At 69.3% G+C, this 17,198-nt stretch carries 20 protein-coding genes and 2 pseudogenes; 10 read left to right on the top strand and 12 right to left on the bottom strand.

Features of this window, described 5'->3' with window-relative positions; genetic code table 11:
* Positions 1-77 precede the first annotated feature (77 nt).
* The 5 genes from ACLF3G_RS13605 to ACLF3G_RS13585 are packed head-to-tail and all read right to left on the bottom strand — an operon-like array spanning position 78 to position 3,556.
* On the bottom strand, positions 78-686 hold the full coding sequence (locus tag ACLF3G_RS13605) for a DUF3306 domain-containing protein (RefSeq protein WP_430669917.1): 609 nt from the start codon (positions 684-686) through the stop codon (positions 78-80).
* On the bottom strand, positions 683-1,204 hold the full coding sequence (locus ACLF3G_RS13600) for a DUF3305 domain-containing protein (protein ID WP_430669916.1): 522 nt from the start codon (positions 1,202-1,204) through the stop codon (positions 683-685). The genes ACLF3G_RS13605 and ACLF3G_RS13600 overlap by 4 nt, the downstream gene beginning before the upstream one ends.
* A complete protein-coding gene (locus tag ACLF3G_RS13595) occupies positions 1,201-2,307 on the bottom strand; it encodes a DUF6352 family protein (protein ID WP_430669915.1) in 1,107 nt (368 codons plus the stop codon). Before ACLF3G_RS13595 ends, ACLF3G_RS13600 begins: the two co-directional genes overlap by 4 nt.
* A complete protein-coding gene (locus ACLF3G_RS13590; protein ID WP_430669914.1) occupies positions 2,304-2,843 on the bottom strand; it encodes a DUF6505 family protein in 540 nt (179 codons plus the stop codon). The genes ACLF3G_RS13595 and ACLF3G_RS13590 overlap by 4 nt, the downstream gene beginning before the upstream one ends.
* On the bottom strand, positions 2,840-3,556 hold the full coding sequence (locus tag ACLF3G_RS13585) for a biotin/lipoate--protein ligase family protein (RefSeq protein WP_430669913.1): 717 nt from the start codon (positions 3,554-3,556) through the stop codon (positions 2,840-2,842). The genes ACLF3G_RS13590 and ACLF3G_RS13585 overlap by 4 nt, the downstream gene beginning before the upstream one ends.
* Before the next feature lie 103 nt (positions 3,557-3,659).
* Between ACLF3G_RS13585 and ACLF3G_RS13580 the strand changes: the two genes are divergently transcribed.
* From ACLF3G_RS13580 to ACLF3G_RS13555, 6 genes and pseudogenes are all read left to right on the top strand, one after another.
* A complete protein-coding gene (locus ACLF3G_RS13580) occupies positions 3,660-5,687 on the top strand; it encodes a 4Fe-4S binding protein (protein WP_430669912.1) in 2,028 nt (675 codons plus the stop codon).
* A gap of 56 nt (positions 5,688-5,743) precedes the next feature.
* The gene (locus ACLF3G_RS13575; protein ID WP_430669911.1) at positions 5,744-5,983 is read left to right on the top strand and encodes a hypothetical protein; all 240 of its coding nucleotides are present in this window, start codon (positions 5,744-5,746) and stop codon (positions 5,981-5,983) included.
* Positions 5,983-6,099: pseudogene (locus ACLF3G_RS13570) on the top strand (CcdB family protein); the annotation flags it as partial. The gene ACLF3G_RS13575 and the pseudogene ACLF3G_RS13570, both read left to right, overlap by 1 nt.
* Positions 6,100-6,155: 56 nt before the next feature.
* Complete coding sequence (locus tag ACLF3G_RS13565) at positions 6,156-6,308, top strand: hypothetical protein (RefSeq protein WP_430670049.1); 153 nt, start codon at positions 6,156-6,158, stop codon at positions 6,306-6,308.
* 24 nt (positions 6,309-6,332) lie between these two features.
* Positions 6,333-7,349, top strand: a complete 1,017-nt coding sequence (locus ACLF3G_RS13560) for an NADP-dependent oxidoreductase (RefSeq protein ID WP_430669910.1) — start codon at positions 6,333-6,335, stop codon at positions 7,347-7,349.
* A 16-nt stretch (positions 7,350-7,365) separates the two neighbouring features.
* A complete protein-coding gene (locus ACLF3G_RS13555) occupies positions 7,366-8,151 on the top strand; it encodes a hypothetical protein (protein WP_430669909.1) in 786 nt (261 codons plus the stop codon).
* A gap of 10 nt (positions 8,152-8,161) precedes the next feature.
* Here ACLF3G_RS13555 and ACLF3G_RS13550 read toward each other — a convergent pair whose 3' ends face one another.
* Positions 8,162-9,487: a calcium-binding protein gene (locus ACLF3G_RS13550; RefSeq protein WP_430669908.1), complete on the bottom strand. Its 1,326-nt coding sequence runs from the start codon at positions 9,485-9,487 to the stop codon at positions 8,162-8,164.
* A gap of 140 nt (positions 9,488-9,627) precedes the next feature.
* Positions 9,628-10,338 (bottom strand): pirin family protein, encoded by a 711-nt coding sequence (locus ACLF3G_RS13545; protein WP_430669907.1) that lies wholly within the window; start codon positions 10,336-10,338, stop codon positions 9,628-9,630.
* A 199-nt stretch (positions 10,339-10,537) separates the two neighbouring features.
* Here ACLF3G_RS13545 and ACLF3G_RS13540 point away from each other — a divergent pair, with 199 nt between their 5' ends.
* The 3 genes and pseudogenes from ACLF3G_RS13540 (at position 10,538) to ACLF3G_RS13530 (ending at position 12,368) form a co-directional block, all read left to right on the top strand.
* Positions 10,538-11,020: a DUF1203 domain-containing protein gene (locus ACLF3G_RS13540; RefSeq protein ID WP_430669906.1), complete on the top strand. Its 483-nt coding sequence runs from the start codon at positions 10,538-10,540 to the stop codon at positions 11,018-11,020.
* A gap of 106 nt (positions 11,021-11,126) precedes the next feature.
* Positions 11,127-11,842 (top strand): annotated as a pseudogene (locus tag ACLF3G_RS13535) (IS5 family transposase).
* Positions 11,843-11,945: 103 nt separating this feature from the next.
* Positions 11,946-12,368, top strand: a complete 423-nt coding sequence (locus ACLF3G_RS13530; protein WP_430669905.1) for a hypothetical protein — start codon at positions 11,946-11,948, stop codon at positions 12,366-12,368.
* Between the two features lie 31 nt (positions 12,369-12,399).
* Here ACLF3G_RS13530 and ACLF3G_RS13525 read toward each other — a convergent pair whose 3' ends face one another.
* From ACLF3G_RS13525 to ACLF3G_RS13510, 4 genes are all read right to left on the bottom strand, one after another.
* Positions 12,400-12,642 (bottom strand): hypothetical protein, encoded by a 243-nt coding sequence (locus ACLF3G_RS13525; RefSeq protein ID WP_430669904.1) that lies wholly within the window; start codon positions 12,640-12,642, stop codon positions 12,400-12,402.
* Positions 12,639-13,091, bottom strand: a complete 453-nt coding sequence (locus ACLF3G_RS13520; protein WP_430669903.1) for a hypothetical protein — start codon at positions 13,089-13,091, stop codon at positions 12,639-12,641. The genes ACLF3G_RS13525 and ACLF3G_RS13520 overlap by 4 nt, the downstream gene beginning before the upstream one ends.
* A 207-nt stretch (positions 13,092-13,298) precedes the next feature.
* Complete coding sequence (locus ACLF3G_RS13515) at positions 13,299-14,513, bottom strand: lipopolysaccharide biosynthesis protein (RefSeq protein WP_430669902.1); 1,215 nt, start codon at positions 14,511-14,513, stop codon at positions 13,299-13,301.
* Positions 14,514-15,210: 697 nt separating this feature from the next.
* Positions 15,211-15,765, bottom strand: a complete 555-nt coding sequence (locus ACLF3G_RS13510) for a PEP-CTERM sorting domain-containing protein (protein WP_430668692.1) — start codon at positions 15,763-15,765, stop codon at positions 15,211-15,213.
* A 324-nt stretch (positions 15,766-16,089) separates the two neighbouring features.
* Between ACLF3G_RS13510 and ACLF3G_RS13505 the strand changes: the two genes are divergently transcribed.
* A complete protein-coding gene (locus tag ACLF3G_RS13505; protein WP_430669901.1) occupies positions 16,090-16,806 on the top strand; it encodes a phosphatase PAP2 family protein in 717 nt (238 codons plus the stop codon).
* A 153-nt stretch (positions 16,807-16,959) separates the two neighbouring features.
* Here the strand turns inward: ACLF3G_RS13505 and ACLF3G_RS13500 are convergent, their stop codons facing one another.
* Positions 16,960-17,193: a hypothetical protein gene (locus ACLF3G_RS13500; RefSeq protein ID WP_430669900.1), complete on the bottom strand. Its 234-nt coding sequence runs from the start codon at positions 17,191-17,193 to the stop codon at positions 16,960-16,962.
* Between the last annotated feature and the right edge of the window lie 5 nt (positions 17,194-17,198).

Below are 17,198 nucleotides of genomic sequence, written 5' to 3'. Positions count from 1 at the left end.
AAGCACTTGATAACGTGTTGAGAATCGTTCGCAATCAACTGAAGGCGGATAGTGATCCCGGCCGAACAGCGGCACCTTCAGACGGGCATGGCGCCGCCGTGCCGGCGCCGCGGCGGCAGGGCTTCCTGGTCCGGCTCGGCCGGCTCAGGCGCCTCGGCCGGCGCCTCCGCGGTCACCTGGGGAGGGTCCGCCTCGGGCTCCGTCGCGAGCGGTTCCTCGCCGTCCGGCTCCGGCGGCGCGTCCTCGTCCGGCTCGCCAATCACCTGAGCGAGCAGCTTCTTCACCCCCTCCCCGATCTCCAGCGAAAAACCGGGCGGCAGGCCGGCGGGGTTGTTGTAGTCCCAGGCGTAGTCAGCCGGCCCGATGAAATCGCGAATCGCCGGGTCCAGGCTCCACATCCGTCGCAATGCCGCGCTGCGGAGCGCAGCCGGGATGCCGGGGCGCAGGAACAACGAGAAGTCGCTGCCGGCCGTGAGGTCCTCGACCTTGGGCAGCAGCGACAGGTCGATCTCCGGCAGGCCCGGAATCGGGCAGGCCTGGGTCTTCGGTGCCAGGGGTTCCGGTGCCAGGGATTCCGGCGTGTCCCGCGGTGCGTCCAGCGGCACGGCTTCGGGCGTCGCCTCGGCCGCCCGCTTGCGACGTGACCAGCGCGTGAGGAAGCCGGCATCGTCCTCCTCCGGGATCATGCCTCCGGCTCCTCCAGGCGTGAGCGATGCGCCAGCGCCTCCGGGTCGGCGCGGTCCCGCTTGCGCTTCCAGAAGCCGCGTTCCTTGTGGTGGCGGGCGATGAAATCCGTCATCACGGCGTGCAGCCCGGCCGGCATCGGCAGCGATTCCAGCAGGTCCTGCCCGACATCGGCATAGAGATGCGCCTCCCCCGGATCGGCCGTCACGGTCTGCAGGGTCCAGCCGCTGGCGGTCTCCGCCGGCCGCAGCAGCACCCACACCAGCGGCTGGGCGGAGGCCAGGTTGTGCCGGTAGTTGTCAGTGTCGGTCGGGTACAGCGCCACCTCCGCGCGGCCGGCGAAGAACACGGTTCGGCCAGGTTCCTCCCGCAGCACGGTCCAGGGCGGCAGTTCGGGAGCTTCCTCCAGCACCTCGATCGCGCGCCAGGCGTGTTCCGCCCAGCGCGTCACGCCCGGCCGGCGCTCCACCAGCACGGCGAGCGGGATGAACAGGCTGTCCGGGTTGTGGGAGCGCGTCACGCGCCGGTCTCCCGCGTCCGCAGCGGCAGGCCAGCGACCAGGTTCTGCGGCTTCATCCGCAGCTTTTGGGCAGCGTCCATGGCCAGCGCCAGATACACCGGCTTCCCCGCCACGCGCGGCAGCACGCGGGATGCGTCCTGGAACTCCAGCACGCCGAGCCAGAGAATGCGCGCCAGCCGCGCCTGCTTCACCTTCTTTCCCTGCCACAGATCGTTGGCGATGGCGGTCGCTTCCGCATCCAGGCCGACATGCCAGGTCCAGTTGCGGTCCTCGATCACCGGCACCGGGCGGATCGCCACGGGCTCGCCCATGACATGGCCGATGAAGCGCTCCAGCGCCCGGGCCAAGCCGTGCTGGCCGGGACGGTTCTCGGCGATGTCGAGGGCGAAGTCATGCGCATCGGACCGGCCGGGGTAGAGCGCCGCATTCTCCTCCGACAGCACGTCGAGCTCGACCTCGCGCGGCGGGGACCCAGCCTCCGTCAGCAATTGCCCCAGCGTGCCGAAGCCGCCATCGCCGCCGCGGATGTCGAGGACTTCCTCATCGGCCAGCAGCAGGGCGCCGTGGTGGATGGCGGCGCGCTGCGGGCGGAACAGCAATTCGGCGGCGCGCAGGGTGAAGGCATCCGATTCACCCTCCAGTGCGGCGCGGGCGACCAGGTGCGTCAGCATCTGCAGGAAGATGGGCGGCACGCCCTGCACGCCCTGCCGGTACAGATCCAGCCAGGCGGCCTCCAGGCTCGGCTGCGCCGCGACGCGGTCGCGGAAGGCGAGGAAGACCTGGAAATTCTCGGCCGCGTCGGGGTCTGCAAGCCCGGCCAGTTCCGCCGCGCCCACCTTGCGCATCGGGTCCAGCAGCAGCGCCGCGTGCAGCGCGCGTTCCGCCGGGCAGGCCTCCGGCGGCGGCACCAGCTCCGGCCGGGCGCAGAAGGCGCGCCACAGGTCGGGCGTGCCGAGGATTCGGCCCTGGTCATCGCGGTCGCACAGGTGGTGGCCGGCGGCGACCCAGAAATCGCCCGGCGCCAGACCGGGGGGCGCCAGACCGGGGGGCGCCAGACCGGGGGGTGCCAGACCGGGGGGCGCGGTACCGGGGGGCGCGGTCATGGGCGCTTCCCGAGGCTGGTCAGGTCGGGATGCTCCACGGGCTCGTCCTCGGGCGCCAGGCTGAACACCGGCAGGGTGGTGAACTGGGTATGCGGCACGTCCCGCCGGTGCAGCGTGCGAAACCGCTCCCGCACCTCGCCGCCCTCCAGGATGCGGCTCAGGGCGAGCACGGTGCCGGGCGGGTGGTCGCAGAGGCTGGCGGCGAAGGCCAGTTCCTCCCGCGCCGCGGCTTCCGCCGCCGCGTCGTCCGGCGCGCCGTATTGCGCGCGGATGTGCCCGGCGAGCGCGGCCAGGGCGGCATTCCACGCATCCGGCGATATCTCGGCAACCTCGACCAGCGTGGACCAGCCGAAGGAGCCGAGGGCCAGGAAGCCGCCCCGGAAGGCCTGCCGGCGCTTGCCCGACAGTGCCTCCGGCGCCTCGTCCCAGAAGGCGAAGCCGCCGGGCACGGCCCATTCGCCGGGCTCGGCCGGATGCTTGAAGATGACGGTATCGGAAGGATCGAGGCGCAGGGTGCGCGGCAGGAAGCGGGTCATGCGGGTTGCGCCAGGGCCTCCGTCAGGGCGTGCAGGGTGCGGCTGCCGTCGCGTTCGGTCACCAGCGCGCCGCTCGCCGGGTCCAGGCCGCGCCGGGCGTCCCCCATCCAGGGCTCAGCTTCCAGCCGGGCGAGGTAGCGTTCCGCCAATCGGGCGAAACCGCCGCGCGGGCCGGGGTGCTGCCATTCGGCCAGGCCGGCCATCAGGTGCCGCGCCCAGGCGGCGGTGAGGTCGGCGGCCGACAATTCCTCCTCGGTCCAGCCTTCCTCGCGGAGCGCGGTCTGGTGCAGGCCGTGGCCGGGCTCCCAACCTTCCGGGAAGATCAGCCGCGCCTCGATGCCGACCACCAGCCAATCCGGCACCGCATCCTCCGGCGCACCGGGCGGCCAGGCGAGGCGGGCGCGGCCCACCTCCGCGGCGTTGATTCGAATGGTCGCGGGCCAGCGCAGCGTCAGGGGCACCTCCGCCGGGCCATAGGCACCGAGCGCATCGGCCAGCGCGCTGGCGGCGGCGAACAGCGCCGGGCGGGCGGCGGCGAGCGGTGCCTCGGGTTCCAGCACCACCGCCGCCTCGATCCGCGCCAGGGACCGCACCCAGACCAGTGTGCCGGCGCCCTGCACCGGGGCGAGCGCCACGGCGCGGGACAGCGCATCGCCGCCCTCGCGCAGCGGGACCACGGGGGTGAAGACGGTCGGCAGGTCGGGAAGGTCCATCGGCACCTGGCGTGTGTCTCCCGGCAACCCTCGCAACGGCGGGGTGGCGGGGATATATGCGCGGGCAATGCCCGGGCCTAGGCCCGGCCTGGAACGAGGTTGCATGACCCAGCCCGCGATCACCTTCGCCTGCACCTGCGAGGACAGCATGACGCTGGATGGCCGCGCCATTTCGCGCGGCTGCGCCAGGGGGGGCGAGACCGCATCGCTGCGCCTGGCGGAACAACTATGCCTGTCCCAGCTCGACCGCTTCCGCGCCGCGCTGGCCGAGGATGTGCCGGTGACCGTCGCCTGCACCGCGCAGGCGCCCCTGTTCTCCGAGGTGGCGGAGGATGCCGGCTTTACCCGCCCGCTTTCCTTCGTGAACATCCGCGAGACCGCCGGCTGGTCCGACGAGGGCCGCGCTGCCGGGCCGAAGATGGCCGCCCTGATCGCCGCCGCCGCCGTGCCGATGCCACCCACGCCGCTGGTGCCGCTGAAAAGCGAGGGCGTGACCCTGGTCCTCGGCCGGGACGAGGTGGCGCTGCGGGCGGCGGAGCGCCTGGCCGGCACGCTGGACGTGACCGTGCTGCTGACCGGGGCGGAGGCCGTGGCGCCGCTGCGATCGGCCGAATTTCCTGTGGCGCGCGGGCGGGCGCGGGCGGCGACAGGCTGGCTCGGCGCCTTCGAGGTGGTGGTGGATGGCCACGCCCTGCCCCGCCCCTCCTCCCGCAGCGCCTATGAATGGGGGCCGCGGCGCGACGGCGCGGTGAGCCAGTGCGACGTGCTGCTCGATCTCACCGGCGGCGCCGCGCTGTTCCCGGCCTCCGAGGTGCGCCAGGGCTATCTGCGCGCGGACCCGGCCGATGCGGCAGCGGTGGAGGCGGCGATTGCCCAGGCGCGCGACCTGGTGGGCGAATTCGACAAGCCGCGCTTCGTCACCTTCGAGGCCGGCCTGTGTGCCCACAGCCGCAACCGTCGCACCGCCTGCACGCGATGCCTGGACCTGTGCCCGACCGGGGCTATTACGCCGGGTCGCGACAGCGTGGTGATTTCCGCCGAGATCTGCGCCGGCTGCGGCGCCTGCGCCGCGGTTTGCCCGACCGGGGCGGCGAGCTACGCCCTGCCCTCCTCGGACAGCCTGCTGCGCCGGCTGCGCGCGCTGCTGCTGACCTACCGCGAGGCGGAGGGAACCTCGCCCGTCGTGCTGGTGCATGACGCGCATGGCGAGGCGCTGATCGAGGCCCTGGCCCGCGCCGGGGAGGGCCTGCCGGCCCGCGTGCTGCCGCTGCGGGTGAACGAGGTCTCGCAGCTCGACCTCGCCTTCTTCCTGTCCGGCTTCGCCTGGGGCGCGGCGCAGATCCGCGTGCTGATGCACGGCCGGCGCGCGCACGGGACGGAGGGCGTGTTCCGCAACCTGGGCTTTTCCGAACAGGTCCTGGCCGGCCTGGGCGTGCCGGACCATGGCGCGCCGCGCGCCGCCGCGATCGAGACCGACGACCCCTTCACGCTCGGCGAGGCGCTGCGCGCCCTGCCACGCCGCGGCCTGCCCTTCCCTCCGGCGACCTTCGTGGCACTCGGCGCTGGGCGGGAAGTGCTGCGCCAGGCCGGGCGGGCGCTGGCGGAGGGGATGCAGCGCCGCGACGCCGTGCTGCCGATGCCGGCGCTGGCGCCGTTCGGGGAGGCGCGGGTGGAGGTGGCGGGCTGCACGCTGTGCCTAGCCTGCACGATGGTCTGTCCGACTGGCGCCTTCACCGCCAATCCGGAGACGCCGCAGCTCCGCTTCCTGGAGGATGCCTGCGTGCAGTGCGGGCTATGCGCCACCACCTGCCCGGAGAAGGTCATCACGCTGGAGCCGCGCCTGAACCTGGCGCCCGACGCCGCGCGGATGCGGGTGGTGAAGGAGGAAGCGCCGTTCTGCTGCGACAATTGCGCCAAGCCCTTCGGCGTGAAGTCGCAGATCGACCGCGTGTCCCGCAAGCTGACCGAGAGCGGCCACTGGATGTTCCGGGACGGCAGGCAGCTGGCCCTGCTGCGCCTGTGCGAGGATTGCCGCGCCTTCGCCGCGACGGACGGCGCGGTGGACCCCTATGCCGGTCCGGCCCGCCCGGTGGCGAAGACGACAGAGGATTGGCTGCGGGAGCGGGAGTGATTGTGGCCCGCACACCGCATGCGTAGCTTCAACCCGCGCAAGGCGCAGGAGCAGCGATGAACGCCCCCTTCCCCGGCGGCAAACGCCCAGTGGAGCTGGACGCGGCGCTGGTGCAGCGCGCCGAGAAGCCGACCCGCGACCGGCCCGGCACCAAGGAACGCCTGCTCGCGGCGCGTCTCGCGGAACAGGATAGCAGGCTGGCGCAACGGCGGCAGGATGCGGAGGCGCATGCCCGCTTCACCAGTGACTTCATCGAGACGCACGGCCATTGGGCCGAGGATGACCGCAGCTTCTGATGGCGCAGTTCGACGTGCATCGGAACATCGGCCGCGGCCGTGCGGGCGTGCCGTTTCTGGTCGTGCTGCAGTCCCGTTCCCATGACCACGTGCCGACCCGGCTGGTAGCGCCGCTGACGATGCCACCGAAGCCGCGCCGCTTCGCGCGCCAGCAACCCTGCCTCGCTACAAGGTGCGGGATCGCCCGGTCATTCCCGACATCCTGCCGACCGCCGCCATCCCGCGCTCAGCGGTCGGCCACATCGTCGGCTCCCTCGCCGATGACAACGACGCGACCCGCATCGCCGCGGCGGTGGACGAGGCGCTCTCGCGCGCGCATGGCTGAAGGCCATACCGAAGGAACCATGGCATGACGATGAACCCGCAGATCCTGCTCGCCCGTCGCCCGAAGGGCGCACCGGTGCCGGGGGATTTCAGCCTGGTGGAGACCGCGCTGCCGGAACCGCGGGAGGGCGAGGTGCTGGTGCGGCATCGCTTCATCTCACTCGATCCCTATCAGCGCGGCCGGATGGACGATGTGAAGTCCTACTCCGCGCCGGTGGCGCTCGGCGCCGTCATGGAATGCCAGGCGGTGGGCCAGGTGGCGGCCAGCCGCGACGGGCGGTTCAAGGAAGGCGACTGGGTGCTCGGCGGCTTCGGCTGGCAGACCTATTCGGCGCGCCCGGCCAAGGCGCTGATCCCGATCGACGCGAACGAGGCGCCGCCCTCCACCGCGCTCGGCGTGCTCGGCATGCCGGGGCTGACCGCCTGGGTCGGGCTGGCCGATATCGGCGAGCCCAAGGCAGGCGAGACGGTGGTGGTCTCCGCCGCGTCCGGCGCCGTCGGACAGGTGGTCGGGCAATTGGCCAAGATCCGCGGCTGCCGCGTCGTCGGCATCGCCGGCGGTCCGCGGAAATGCGAATTCGTCAGGGACACGCTCGGCTTCGACGCGACGGTGGATCACCGTGGCGACCTCGACGCGCAGCTCGATGCCGCCTGCCCGGATGGCATCGACGTTTACTGGGAGAATGTCGGCGGCGCGGTGCAGGCAGCGGTGTTCCCGCGGCTGCGCGAATTCGGCCGCATGGTGATGTGCGGCGTCATCGCGCAGTACAACACTGCCTCCGGCCTCGCGGCCCACGGCGCGCCGCCCGGGCCGAATCTCGGCCCGGCGGTGCGCAAGCGGTTGCGGATCCAGGGCTTCATCGTCTCCGACACCGGCTGGCCGCGCTACCCGCAGTTCCGCGCAGAGATGCTGGGCCACATGAAGGCCGGCCGGATGCAGTGGCGGGAAGATGTGGCGCACGGCCTCGCCGCCGCCCCCGCCGCCTTCATCGGCATGCTGGAGGGACGCAACTTCGGCAAGCAGGTCGTCGCCCTCGACTGAGCATGGGCGACTGACCATGGACGACGCGGCGCTCGCACGGCATCTGTCGGGCACACGAGTGCTGCTGTGCTACGGCCTGCTGGGCGAGGTCATCGCCGGCCTCGCCCCCGTGGGCATGGACTACATGGGCGGGCAGCTGGCCTGGCTCACCGGCCTCGGCGTCGCGGTGCAGGTGGTGAAGCTGCCGACCGCAGCACCGGTCGGCGTGAATGCCGGCCGGATCGCCGCGGCCATCCTGTCCGATGCGCGCCCGGCCATCCTGATCGGGCATTCCAAGGGCGGGCTGGAGGCGCTGGCGGCCCTGCTGGTGCCCGGCATGGCGGCGCGCTGCCACGGCTTCATCGCGTTGCAATCGCCCTTCTTCGGCTCGCCGGTCGCGGATCTGCTGCTGGCGCGGCGGCCGGTGCTGATGGCGGTGCATCATCTCGCCCGGCTGTCGCGCCTCGGAACCGGGCGCGGCCTGCGCGATCTGACGACGCCGACGCGGCAGGCCTGGATGCGCGCCCATGCGCCGCAGGTGGCGGCGCTGGCCGCCGGCCTGCCGGTCCTCACGCTGGCATCCGAACTCAGCCCCGAAGGCAGCGATTGGCGCGACGGGCTCTATCGCCCGCTGACGCGCTGGATGCGGGCGCAGGGCGCCGGGCCGAATGACGGGCTGGTGCCCGTCGCCTCCGCCCTGCTGCCCGGTGCGCGCCAGGTGGTGCTGCCGGGCTGCCACCGCGCGCTGGTCGCGCGCGGCCCGGGGCGGGACCCGGTCGGCGTCCTGCGGATGGCGCTGGGACTGATCCTGGCGCCCGCCTGAGTTGCCCTGATCAGCCGAAGATCACGTCGCCATCCGCCAGGGCAGTCACGCCGCGCAGCGTCGCGATCAGCACCGGGTCATCGCCGCCCAGACCATCCATGTCGAAACGCAGCGCACCGTTGGTGGTGTTGAACAGCAGCGTCGATTCCGCGCCGGCCACGGGTGCCACGCCCTGTACCAGCGGCCCGGCCGTCCCGAAGAAGATGCGGATGACATCCTCGCCGCTGACGAAGCCGCGGATGACATCGCCGCCATCCGCGCGGTCGACGAACATGAAGACATCCTGCGCCCCGTCGGCCTGGGTCTGGTGCAGATCGGCGCCGGTCCCGCCATAGAAGGTGTCTGCGCCGGCAGCGCCGAGCAACGTGTCGTTGCCGGCGCCACCAATGAGGTAGTCGTTGCCAGCGCCACCATTGATCAGGTCGTTGTCCCAGCCGCCCACCAGCAGATCGTGGCCTTCGCCACCCAGGAGCGTGTTGTCGCCATAGCCGCCATTCAGCGTGTCGGCCCCTGACCCGCCGTTCAGCAGGTCATGGCCATCCTCGCCGTAGATCAGGTCGTCGCCATCATTGCCCTGGATGCGCTCGTCGCCGGCACCGCCCCAGATCGAATCGGCACCGGCATCGCCACGGATCCGGTCGTCCCCGGTCCCACCGATGATCTGGTCGTTGCCGGCGCCGCCGATCAGGGCGTTCGCGCCCGAGACGCCATACAGGACGTCCGCGCCGTCGCCACCGGTCAGGGTATCGTTGCCGCCACCGCCAGTGAGGATGTCGTCGCCGAAGCCGCCAACCAGGCGGTCATCGCCGTCCCCGGCCGCGAGCGTGTCGTTGCCTGCGCCGCCGAGGAGCGTGTTGTCGCCGCCCGCTGCATCGATCAGGTCGTTGCCGGCACGGCCCGACAACAGGTCGCCGCCAGAGCTGCCATAAACGGTATCCTCCTGCGCGCCGCCGACGACCGTACTGCCGCCAACGCCAAGAACCACCAGGCTGCGGCGCTCCGGCTCCATGGTCAGCGACACACCCGCGACCGCGTCCGGTGCCAGATAGAGGGAGACCTCCTGGACCGAGATGGCTGGCACGTCGAGGATCGTCACGTTGAAGCGGGCAACGCTGTCGAGCGCAAGCGGCTGGCCGGGCGCACCCGCATAGACATGGGAGTGGGTGAAGGCGAAGGAGGGCACCTGCGGCGTGAAGACCTCGCTGGCTCCATCACCCCAATCCGCCACGTCGAGCGAAACGGTCTGTTCCGGTCCCGCGGTAAACAGCCAGATCGGCTCCAGCGTGATGAAGCCGTTCTGGGCGCCGCGAAGGACGGTGACGATAGCAATCTGCATGGGGCGCTCCGGTGCGGCCAAGACTCGAACCGAAACGATAAAGACGCTGCCTCAAATTGAATGCAAGCGTTAAGAAATGATTGAGCTGAGACGCAACACGTCCCACAGCTCGGGGCGCGTCGCGCGCCCCGGGGCCATCCTCATTCCTTGGCCACTTCCACCAGCACCAGCTCCGCATCCTCCTCGGCGGTGATGGTGAAGGCCGGCTCGTCCACGATGCCGGCGCCGTCCCGCTCCGCCAGCGCCGCCCCGTTCACCGTGGCAGCGCCCTTGGCCACCACCAGATAGGCGGCGCGGCCGGGAGCCAGGTCCTGCGTCAGGGTCTGCCCCTTGGCCAGGGTCGCCGCCATCACCGCGCCATTGACGTTGAGCGGCAGCGCGCCGGTGCCTGCATCGCCTGGACGACCGGAGGCCAGAACCTCGAAGCCGGCTTCCCGGGTTGCCTTCGGGAACTCCTTGGCACCCCAGTTCGGCTTGGCGCCGCGGATATCCGGCATGATCCAGATCTGGAAGATCTTCGTCGTCTCGGGTTCCAGGTTGTACTCCGCATGCACGACGCCGGTGCCGGCGGACATGATCTGCACGTCGCCCGCCGCGGTGCGGCCCTCGTTGCCGAGGTTGTCCTTGTGAGTGATCGCGCCCTCCCGGACATAGGTGATGATTTCCATGTCGCGGTGCGGATGCGCGTCGAAGCCAGTGCCGGCGGCGATCTCGTCATCGTTCCAGACGCGCAGCTTGCCCCAGCTCATGCGCTTCGGGTCATGGTAGTTCGCGAAGGAGAAGTGGTGCTTCGCGTTGAGCCAACCATGGTTGGCGCCACCGAGGGTGGCGAAGGGTCGCACGTCGATCATCGGAAGGGTCTCCCGCTGGGCCGGGGCGATGCGCCGGGGCCGCTGTCTGTCGAGCGGTGAGATAGGCGATCGGCCGGTGGCTTGCAGCGGCGGCGTTCCGATCGGCCTCATTCAGCGGCTGAATGGCGAGCCGGCGCAACGGCCGGATGGCGCGGCGGCGCCCGGTCCGGGCATCCCCATGTCCGAAGGAGCCCACGCCATGACCCGCTTCCGCTGCCTGCCCATTTCCACCGAGACCGCGACACGCTGGCGCGAGACCGGCCGCGACGACCATGGCAACGCGCTGCTGCACCGTGTGGTGGACGGCCCCGGCTTCCCCTGCCGTCACTGCCTGCGACTCGGGCAGGCCAGCGAGGAGATGCTGCTCGGCAGCTACGACCTGCCCCGGCCACAGGGCGTCTACTGGACGCCGAGCCCGATCTTCCTGCACGCGAATGCCGCGGACTGCGCGCGCTTCACGGCGGAGGACGAGGTCGCGCCGATCGTGCTGGCGAACGGCCTGGTGTCCATCCGTGCCTACGATGCCGAGGATCTGTGCCTGTACGACCTCGGCCAGGTGGTCGAGGGCGGGGAGGTCGCGGCGCCGCTGGAGCGGGCGCTGGCGGACCCGCGCACGCGCCATGTGAACATCCACACGGCGCGGCCCGGCTGCCTGCTGACGGCGGTGGAGAAGCGCGCCTAGGTTCAGGACCCATCAATCGCTTGCCGCGACGCGACGGCTCATGATTCTGGATGTGGCGGAGGTCCCGCCCTGTCCGCACCGCCGTTCCTGCTGACGCTCCATCCAGATGCGCCGCCTGTCGCCCCATGTCCGCGCTCGCACGGTCCGCCGCGGGTGGATGATCGCCGAGTGGTCAGCGGCATTCTCTACGTCATCCGACACGGACTGCAGTGGCGCGATGCGCCCGCTGCCTACAGGCTGCACAAGACCCTCTACAATCGCTTCGTGCGCTGGAGCCGCCTCGGCTGCCGAGGCCGGGCCGCGCGATCGGCTGATGATCGATAGCACCGAGCTGAAGGCCCACAGTATCGCAGCCAGCCTGCTCAAGAAGGGGCTTTTCCCCGCAATATCGGCCGTACCAAGGGCGGCCTGACCTCCAAGCTCCACGCCGTCTGCGACGGCCAGGGCCGCCCCGTCCTCATGCTGCTGAGCGAGGAGCAGACCAGTGACCATCGCGACGCCGCCCTGGTGCTACCCCACCTGCCGCCCGCACGAGAACTCATCGGCGACCGCGGCTATGACAGCGGTCGCTTCCGCACCGCCCCGAAGGACAAAGGGCACTACCCCCGTTCAGGGCAGTGCCCTGAACACCCGCAACGCGCATCCGCAAAATTGCCCATCCCGCATGACATCGCGCTCTACCGCCAGCGCCACCGCATCGAGAACATGTTCGGCAGGATCGAAGACTGGCGCCGCATCGCAATGCGCCAGGCCCGCTGCGCCCACACCTTCTTCGGCGCCATCACCCTCGCCGCCACCGTCACCTTCAGGCGTGAGCAATGAGTCCTGACCCTTGAGCAGTCAGGACGCGCATGCTGGCGAGCCCGTGCCAGCTCCCCCCCTCCGGATTTGGCGGCGCAGGTCTGCCATTGGCATGACCTGAGGCATGCGGCTCACCGACCGGCATTTCGATGCTGTCGTCAGCATTCGCCTGATGGCACATTTGGAGAATTGGCGCGGCCTGGTGGCGGAGATGTGCCGCGTCGCCCGGCAGAACGTGGTGATCGACTACCCCACCTCCGCCAGCCCGAACGCGCTTTCCCTGGTGGCCTTACCGCTGAAGCGGGCGGTCGAACACGACACGCGCACCTACCGGACCTTCCGTAATTCCGAGGTTCGGGAGGCTTTCGCGGCGAGCGGCTTTGCGCCGGTTGCGACCTACAAGCAGCTCGTCCTGCCGATGCTGGCGCATCGGGTTCTGGGCCGCTTCGGTGTCCTGCGCTGGGCGGAAGGGATGCTGCGGGCCCTGGGCACGACGAAAGTCGTGGGCAACCCGGTGCTGATCCGCTTCGACCGCATCACCGCCTGAGAGCAAGACCAAGCGGGCGAATAGGAGCAGGTCATTCGCCCCCCATCCGCTTCGACAGGGCCACGGCCACCAGGACCAGGCCCAGCCCCCACCGGAAGAAGGCCCAGGTGGTGTCGGCCATCTCCATGCCGGACGGCCCGAGCGGCAGGGAGACGAGCCAGAGCGCCACACTCGCCACCGCATGTCCGGTTGCAAAGCACACGATGACCAACACCATGCCATCCAGCACGGGTTGCAGGCGCGCTCGGGCGGCCCTGCCGAGATGAATGATCATGGCGCGCAGAGCGTGAGAGTGTCCGCGGGGCGGGTTGCTGCACGCGGCATGAGGGACGACGGCGCGGCCGCCTTGGCTTCCAGGGCCTCGACGGCGGTCTGGTAGAGCGGCCAGTAGTTGCGATTGCAGGCGGCACGCCATTCGGCATCCGTCAGGTCCGGCAAGGCGCTGCTCGCCATCTCCATCCCCTGTTCCCACACGGCCCGCGCCGGATCCGGATGCGTCCGGAGAAGCTCGCCGATGACTCGGCAAGCCTGTTCGTCCACCAGGGCGAGGCGACGATCGGTCGCTGCTTCCAGATCTCGGTCAGGCGCCAGTGCCTGGTGTTGCGGATGGGCATCTGAACAGATCGTCGGGAGCGGAGCGGGAGAGGATGTTGAGACGGCGGGGTATCGGAAAATCCGAACCCGTCCGGCGAAACTCGTCAGCAGCCCGATCAGGATCAGCATTGGCCCTGAGGCCGCTATGCCGCTCCAAAACGTCATTGGGATATCCAGAAACCGTTTCGATGCGCTCTCATATTGCCTATCATTCATGTAGTCTAGACAAAAATAGCATTCCTGTCTCCTAAATGATCTAGCAGCGGATTTTTATCTTAACTCAATTATCGCGCTGTTTCATGTCGCAGTCTGAGGTACTGCCCAATCGCATCCCCCTCATCCCGTGCCGCCAAGTCGACGGCGTGCAAGCGCTGCCGCCGGAAGGCTGCCGGCCAGGCTGCCCAGCGCCACGCCCCAGATGATCCCCTCCAGCCCCCATCCCCCCAGCACCAGGGCGCAGAGGGTGCTCATGGCCAGGCCAAGCCAGCCTAGGCGGTTCAGCGCAGCTATATCCCGCGCCTTGCCGCATCCGGTCAGGATCGCCCGCGGGACAGCCTGCAGGACCTTGGAGGAACCGTTGGCGCAGGCGGCGAGAACCAGGCTGCCGCCGATCTCGTAGCGCCCCTCCGTCACCAGTGTCGTGACGACTGGCGCCGCCAAAATCACGCAGATCGAGGCGCCGGTCAGCAGGACAGCAATGGACAGCAGCTCGCTGCGTACCAGACGGCGTCGCAGCGCAGTGTCGGAGGTCGCCCGCAACCGCGGCACCAGCCCGAAGCCGGCGCTGGCGGTGATCAGGCGGAAGGGAAAGATGGCGACCGAGGCCAGAACGCTGAACAGCGCGAGCGGCTCGAAACCCAGCGCCGCCGGCACCAGCAGCCGCTCCAGCTGGAGCATAATGGTGCCGATCGCCGCGATGCCGAGGAAGGACACGGCTTCGGGCCACGGGATGGGTGTGGCGGGAGCTGGCGCGCTGCCGCGGCCGCGAAGCAGCATCGCCCAGGCAATGCAGGCCGCCATGGCCTCCCCGGCGGCGTACAGGGCCAGCGGCACCAACGAATCCTGCATGGGCACGACCAGGGCGAGCAGCCCGATGCCCAGCAGCAGCCAGTTGGCAGTGGTCAGCACCAGCAGGGCGGCGAGCTCGCGGAAGGCCGCGCGAAGCCCGGCCGCGACAGCAAAGATGACGCCGCCGGAGCTGATCGCCAGGGCCAGCAGGGCGGCCTCGGTCCAGGGAAATCCAGCCAGCGAGGTGACGCCGAATGCGACGCCGGCGCCCATCCCCATGCCGGCCAGCACCAGGACCTTCAGCAGGCGCCCGCCCACCCGGATGGAATGCCGCAGCATGACCTGGTCCAGGCCGAGCGGCGCAATGACCGCGAAGATGTTGAACAGGGCGATGGCCCATGCGAAGCGGCCAAATTCCGGCACCGGCATGACGCGGGCGAGCAGCAGCGTACCGATACCGAAGGCAGCGCCCGACAGGGCGAAGATGGCCGAGGCCTGGACCTTGGCAAGGCGAGCCAACAGGCCGGGGGAGGCCTCCCTCATCGCACTGACCGGGCTGCCACGCTGCCCCAGGAGGAGGTGTCGCCTCATCCGCTGTGGTCGGCCGAGACCAACTGCAGCGCTAAAGCCCGAAGCCAAACCAAGCTTACCATCACGCGCCCCGCAACAATCCGCACGCGGCTATAAATCCAGATAGAGAACAAGTCTAGATTGTTTGATACCGCAGGAAAATTAGGACTTAGATTAGACGATGGAGCTGGAGCATAATCCAGTGCAATTTTGCATAGGAATTACTTGAAGTTGTAAATCTGTATTTAAGTTTAATTTTAGTGGCGCGCAAGCCTCGCGTGGCGAAGGCAACTAGTCCCTTTATGCCGCGCTCCTAGCCGAACGGTACGAGCTCTGCACCCCAGCTACACCAGCGAAAACTGGGCTCGATATCTGACTCTGCACGCTGGCGGAACAGGTACATTCCCCAGGCAGGCTGTGACGCCAGCAGGCTGTGGAGTCCAAGCTGAGGGCAGAGCGTCGGCGGCGATGGGGTCCGACGAGCGCTGGATGGCCAGCAGGCCAGTGCAGCCCGCACATCCACTCGACGCGCCCGTTCAACAGGGGGCGTCAAGCCGCTCATCCTTGGATGCGGGAGTTCATCTCACACGCGAAGCGCCAGAAGCGAAACGCGCGCCCGGCGATGTGCCGGACGCGCGTTCCTGAAGTCACGTCAGCCAGGGGCCGAAGGTCAGGCCTTCTTGGCCCGCGCGCGGCGCGCCAGGCCGAGGCCCAGCAGGCCGGCACCGAACAGCGCCAGAGACGCCGGCTCCGGCACCGCGACGGCATCGACGGTCGCCGAGAACGTCACCTCGGTCGGGAAGCCGGACTGCGTGGAGAACACGAAGTTCGCCTGCGTCGGGTCATAGCCGGTCAGCGTCACGGTGCCTGTGCCGATGATGTCGACGGCGCCCGGCGCGCTGCCGACAGTGGTCGTCGAGGCGCCCGGGTTCAGCGTGAAGGTGGTGGTCAGGCCGGCATTGCTGATCGTGAAGATCTGGCCGGACGACACCGTCGGGGAGATGGTGATGTTGCTCAGTTCCACGCAGCCGAAGCAGGTGCCGAGGCCGGAGAAGGTGCCGGTGCTGACGAACAGGGAGCCGTTCGAGGGGAAGCTGATCGAGGTCGGGGTGACGGTGTTGACGCCAACGATGGACAGCGTGCTGCCCGGCGCGATCGGGCCGGCGAGAGCGGGTGCTGCCGCGAGAGCGACGGCTGCAACGGCGCCGAGGAGAGCCTTCTTCATGATCGTTCGTCCTATCTGGGGCCGCCAACAAATCAGGCGCCTTTGCTGGGATAGAGCAAAACGTGTGCCACGATCGCAAGCGCTTATTAATGAATGGGATTTCAATCCGGCAGTCCACAGATTCGAGGTGGTGTAAAGTTTGGCGACGACCTTCCGGTGTTGTGTCCCCGGCATCGACAGCAGCGGCACCTGACTGTCCGCAGAAGTTTCCGCGCGGACCGCGGCGCACGGGGTGGCGTAACTTGTCTGTCATGGATAAGAAATATTATTAGACCTGGTGGAGACGCCGACCCCCTCCACGCAGCAGGGAGCCACGGAGGCGGTATGCTGGCGCTTGATGAGTCGCTGTTCCTTTTCATCAACGGCTGGGTTGGAACAAGCTGGAGTTTCGACCACCTGGCCCTGAGAGTGGCGCACTCCCACCTTCTGAAGGGCGGTGTTCTCGTCGCGCTATTGTGGTGGAGTTGGCATCGCACTCACAGTCAAACCCGGCCCGCCGTCATCCTACAGATCGTGTCGGGTGTTTTGCTCGCTGTCGCGGTGGCCCGCGCCATGCAGAACCTGCTGCCAGCGCGCCTGCGGCCGGCACATGACCCGGCACTGATCGAGCGTGGCTTCGTGCTATTCGATGAATTTGACCCCGCCATCCTGGAAGGGCTGAGTTCCTTCCCCAGCGACCACGCGGTGCTCGCCTTTGCGATGGCCACCGCCGTTTTCCTGGGGCATCGCGGCCTCGGCATTCTGGCGATGGTCTGGGCGCTGCTGACCAGTTGCCTGCCACGTGTCTACTTCGGCATGCACTATCCCGGGGACATCATTGCCGGCGCCATCATCGGGACCCTGGTCATGCTGGCCGTCGTGAGCCTGCCGGTGCCGCAATCACTGGACCGCAAGGTGGAGGTGCTGGCACTTCGGCATCGCGGCTTGTTCTACGCCGTGCTGTTCCTCGCCACGTCGCAGATGGCCACCGTTTTCGTGGACTCACGTGCCCTGCTCGGAACAGCGGCCACTTTCGTGCGTCTCCATCTCAGCCTTTTGTAGGCGCACTTGCTTGCTGCCTGATGCGCTCCGCTGATCCCACCGCCATAGCTCGGGCTGGTCTCGGCATCAGTGCTGCATCATGGCTCGCGCGCGCATCATGCTTCCGCCGGCGGTATGGAACTGTCGACCGAGGCGATGTTGGGACGGCTTGTATCACCATTCCGCTCGGCATTCGCGGCGCAATGTCGCGAAGGAATCGCCTGCCGCAACCGCGATACAAAGCACCGCCGCCACGAGCAGCATCGAACCCCAGTGCTGGTAGCGCAGCGAGTTTCTTCGGAAAGCCACCTCTTCCGGCGCTGCCGCGGCAAGGCGCCGCAGAGCGTCCTGCTGCCACGATCTGAGCTTGTCCGACCATCCCAGAATGTCGGTTGCGAGGTCCGACACTGCCC

Source organism: Falsiroseomonas sp. HC035, from assembly GCF_050563525.1.
In the GTDB taxonomy this organism is placed as follows: Bacteria; Pseudomonadota; Alphaproteobacteria; order Acetobacterales; family Acetobacteraceae; genus Falsiroseomonas.
This window is presented reverse-complemented; position numbering and strand designations above follow the sequence as displayed.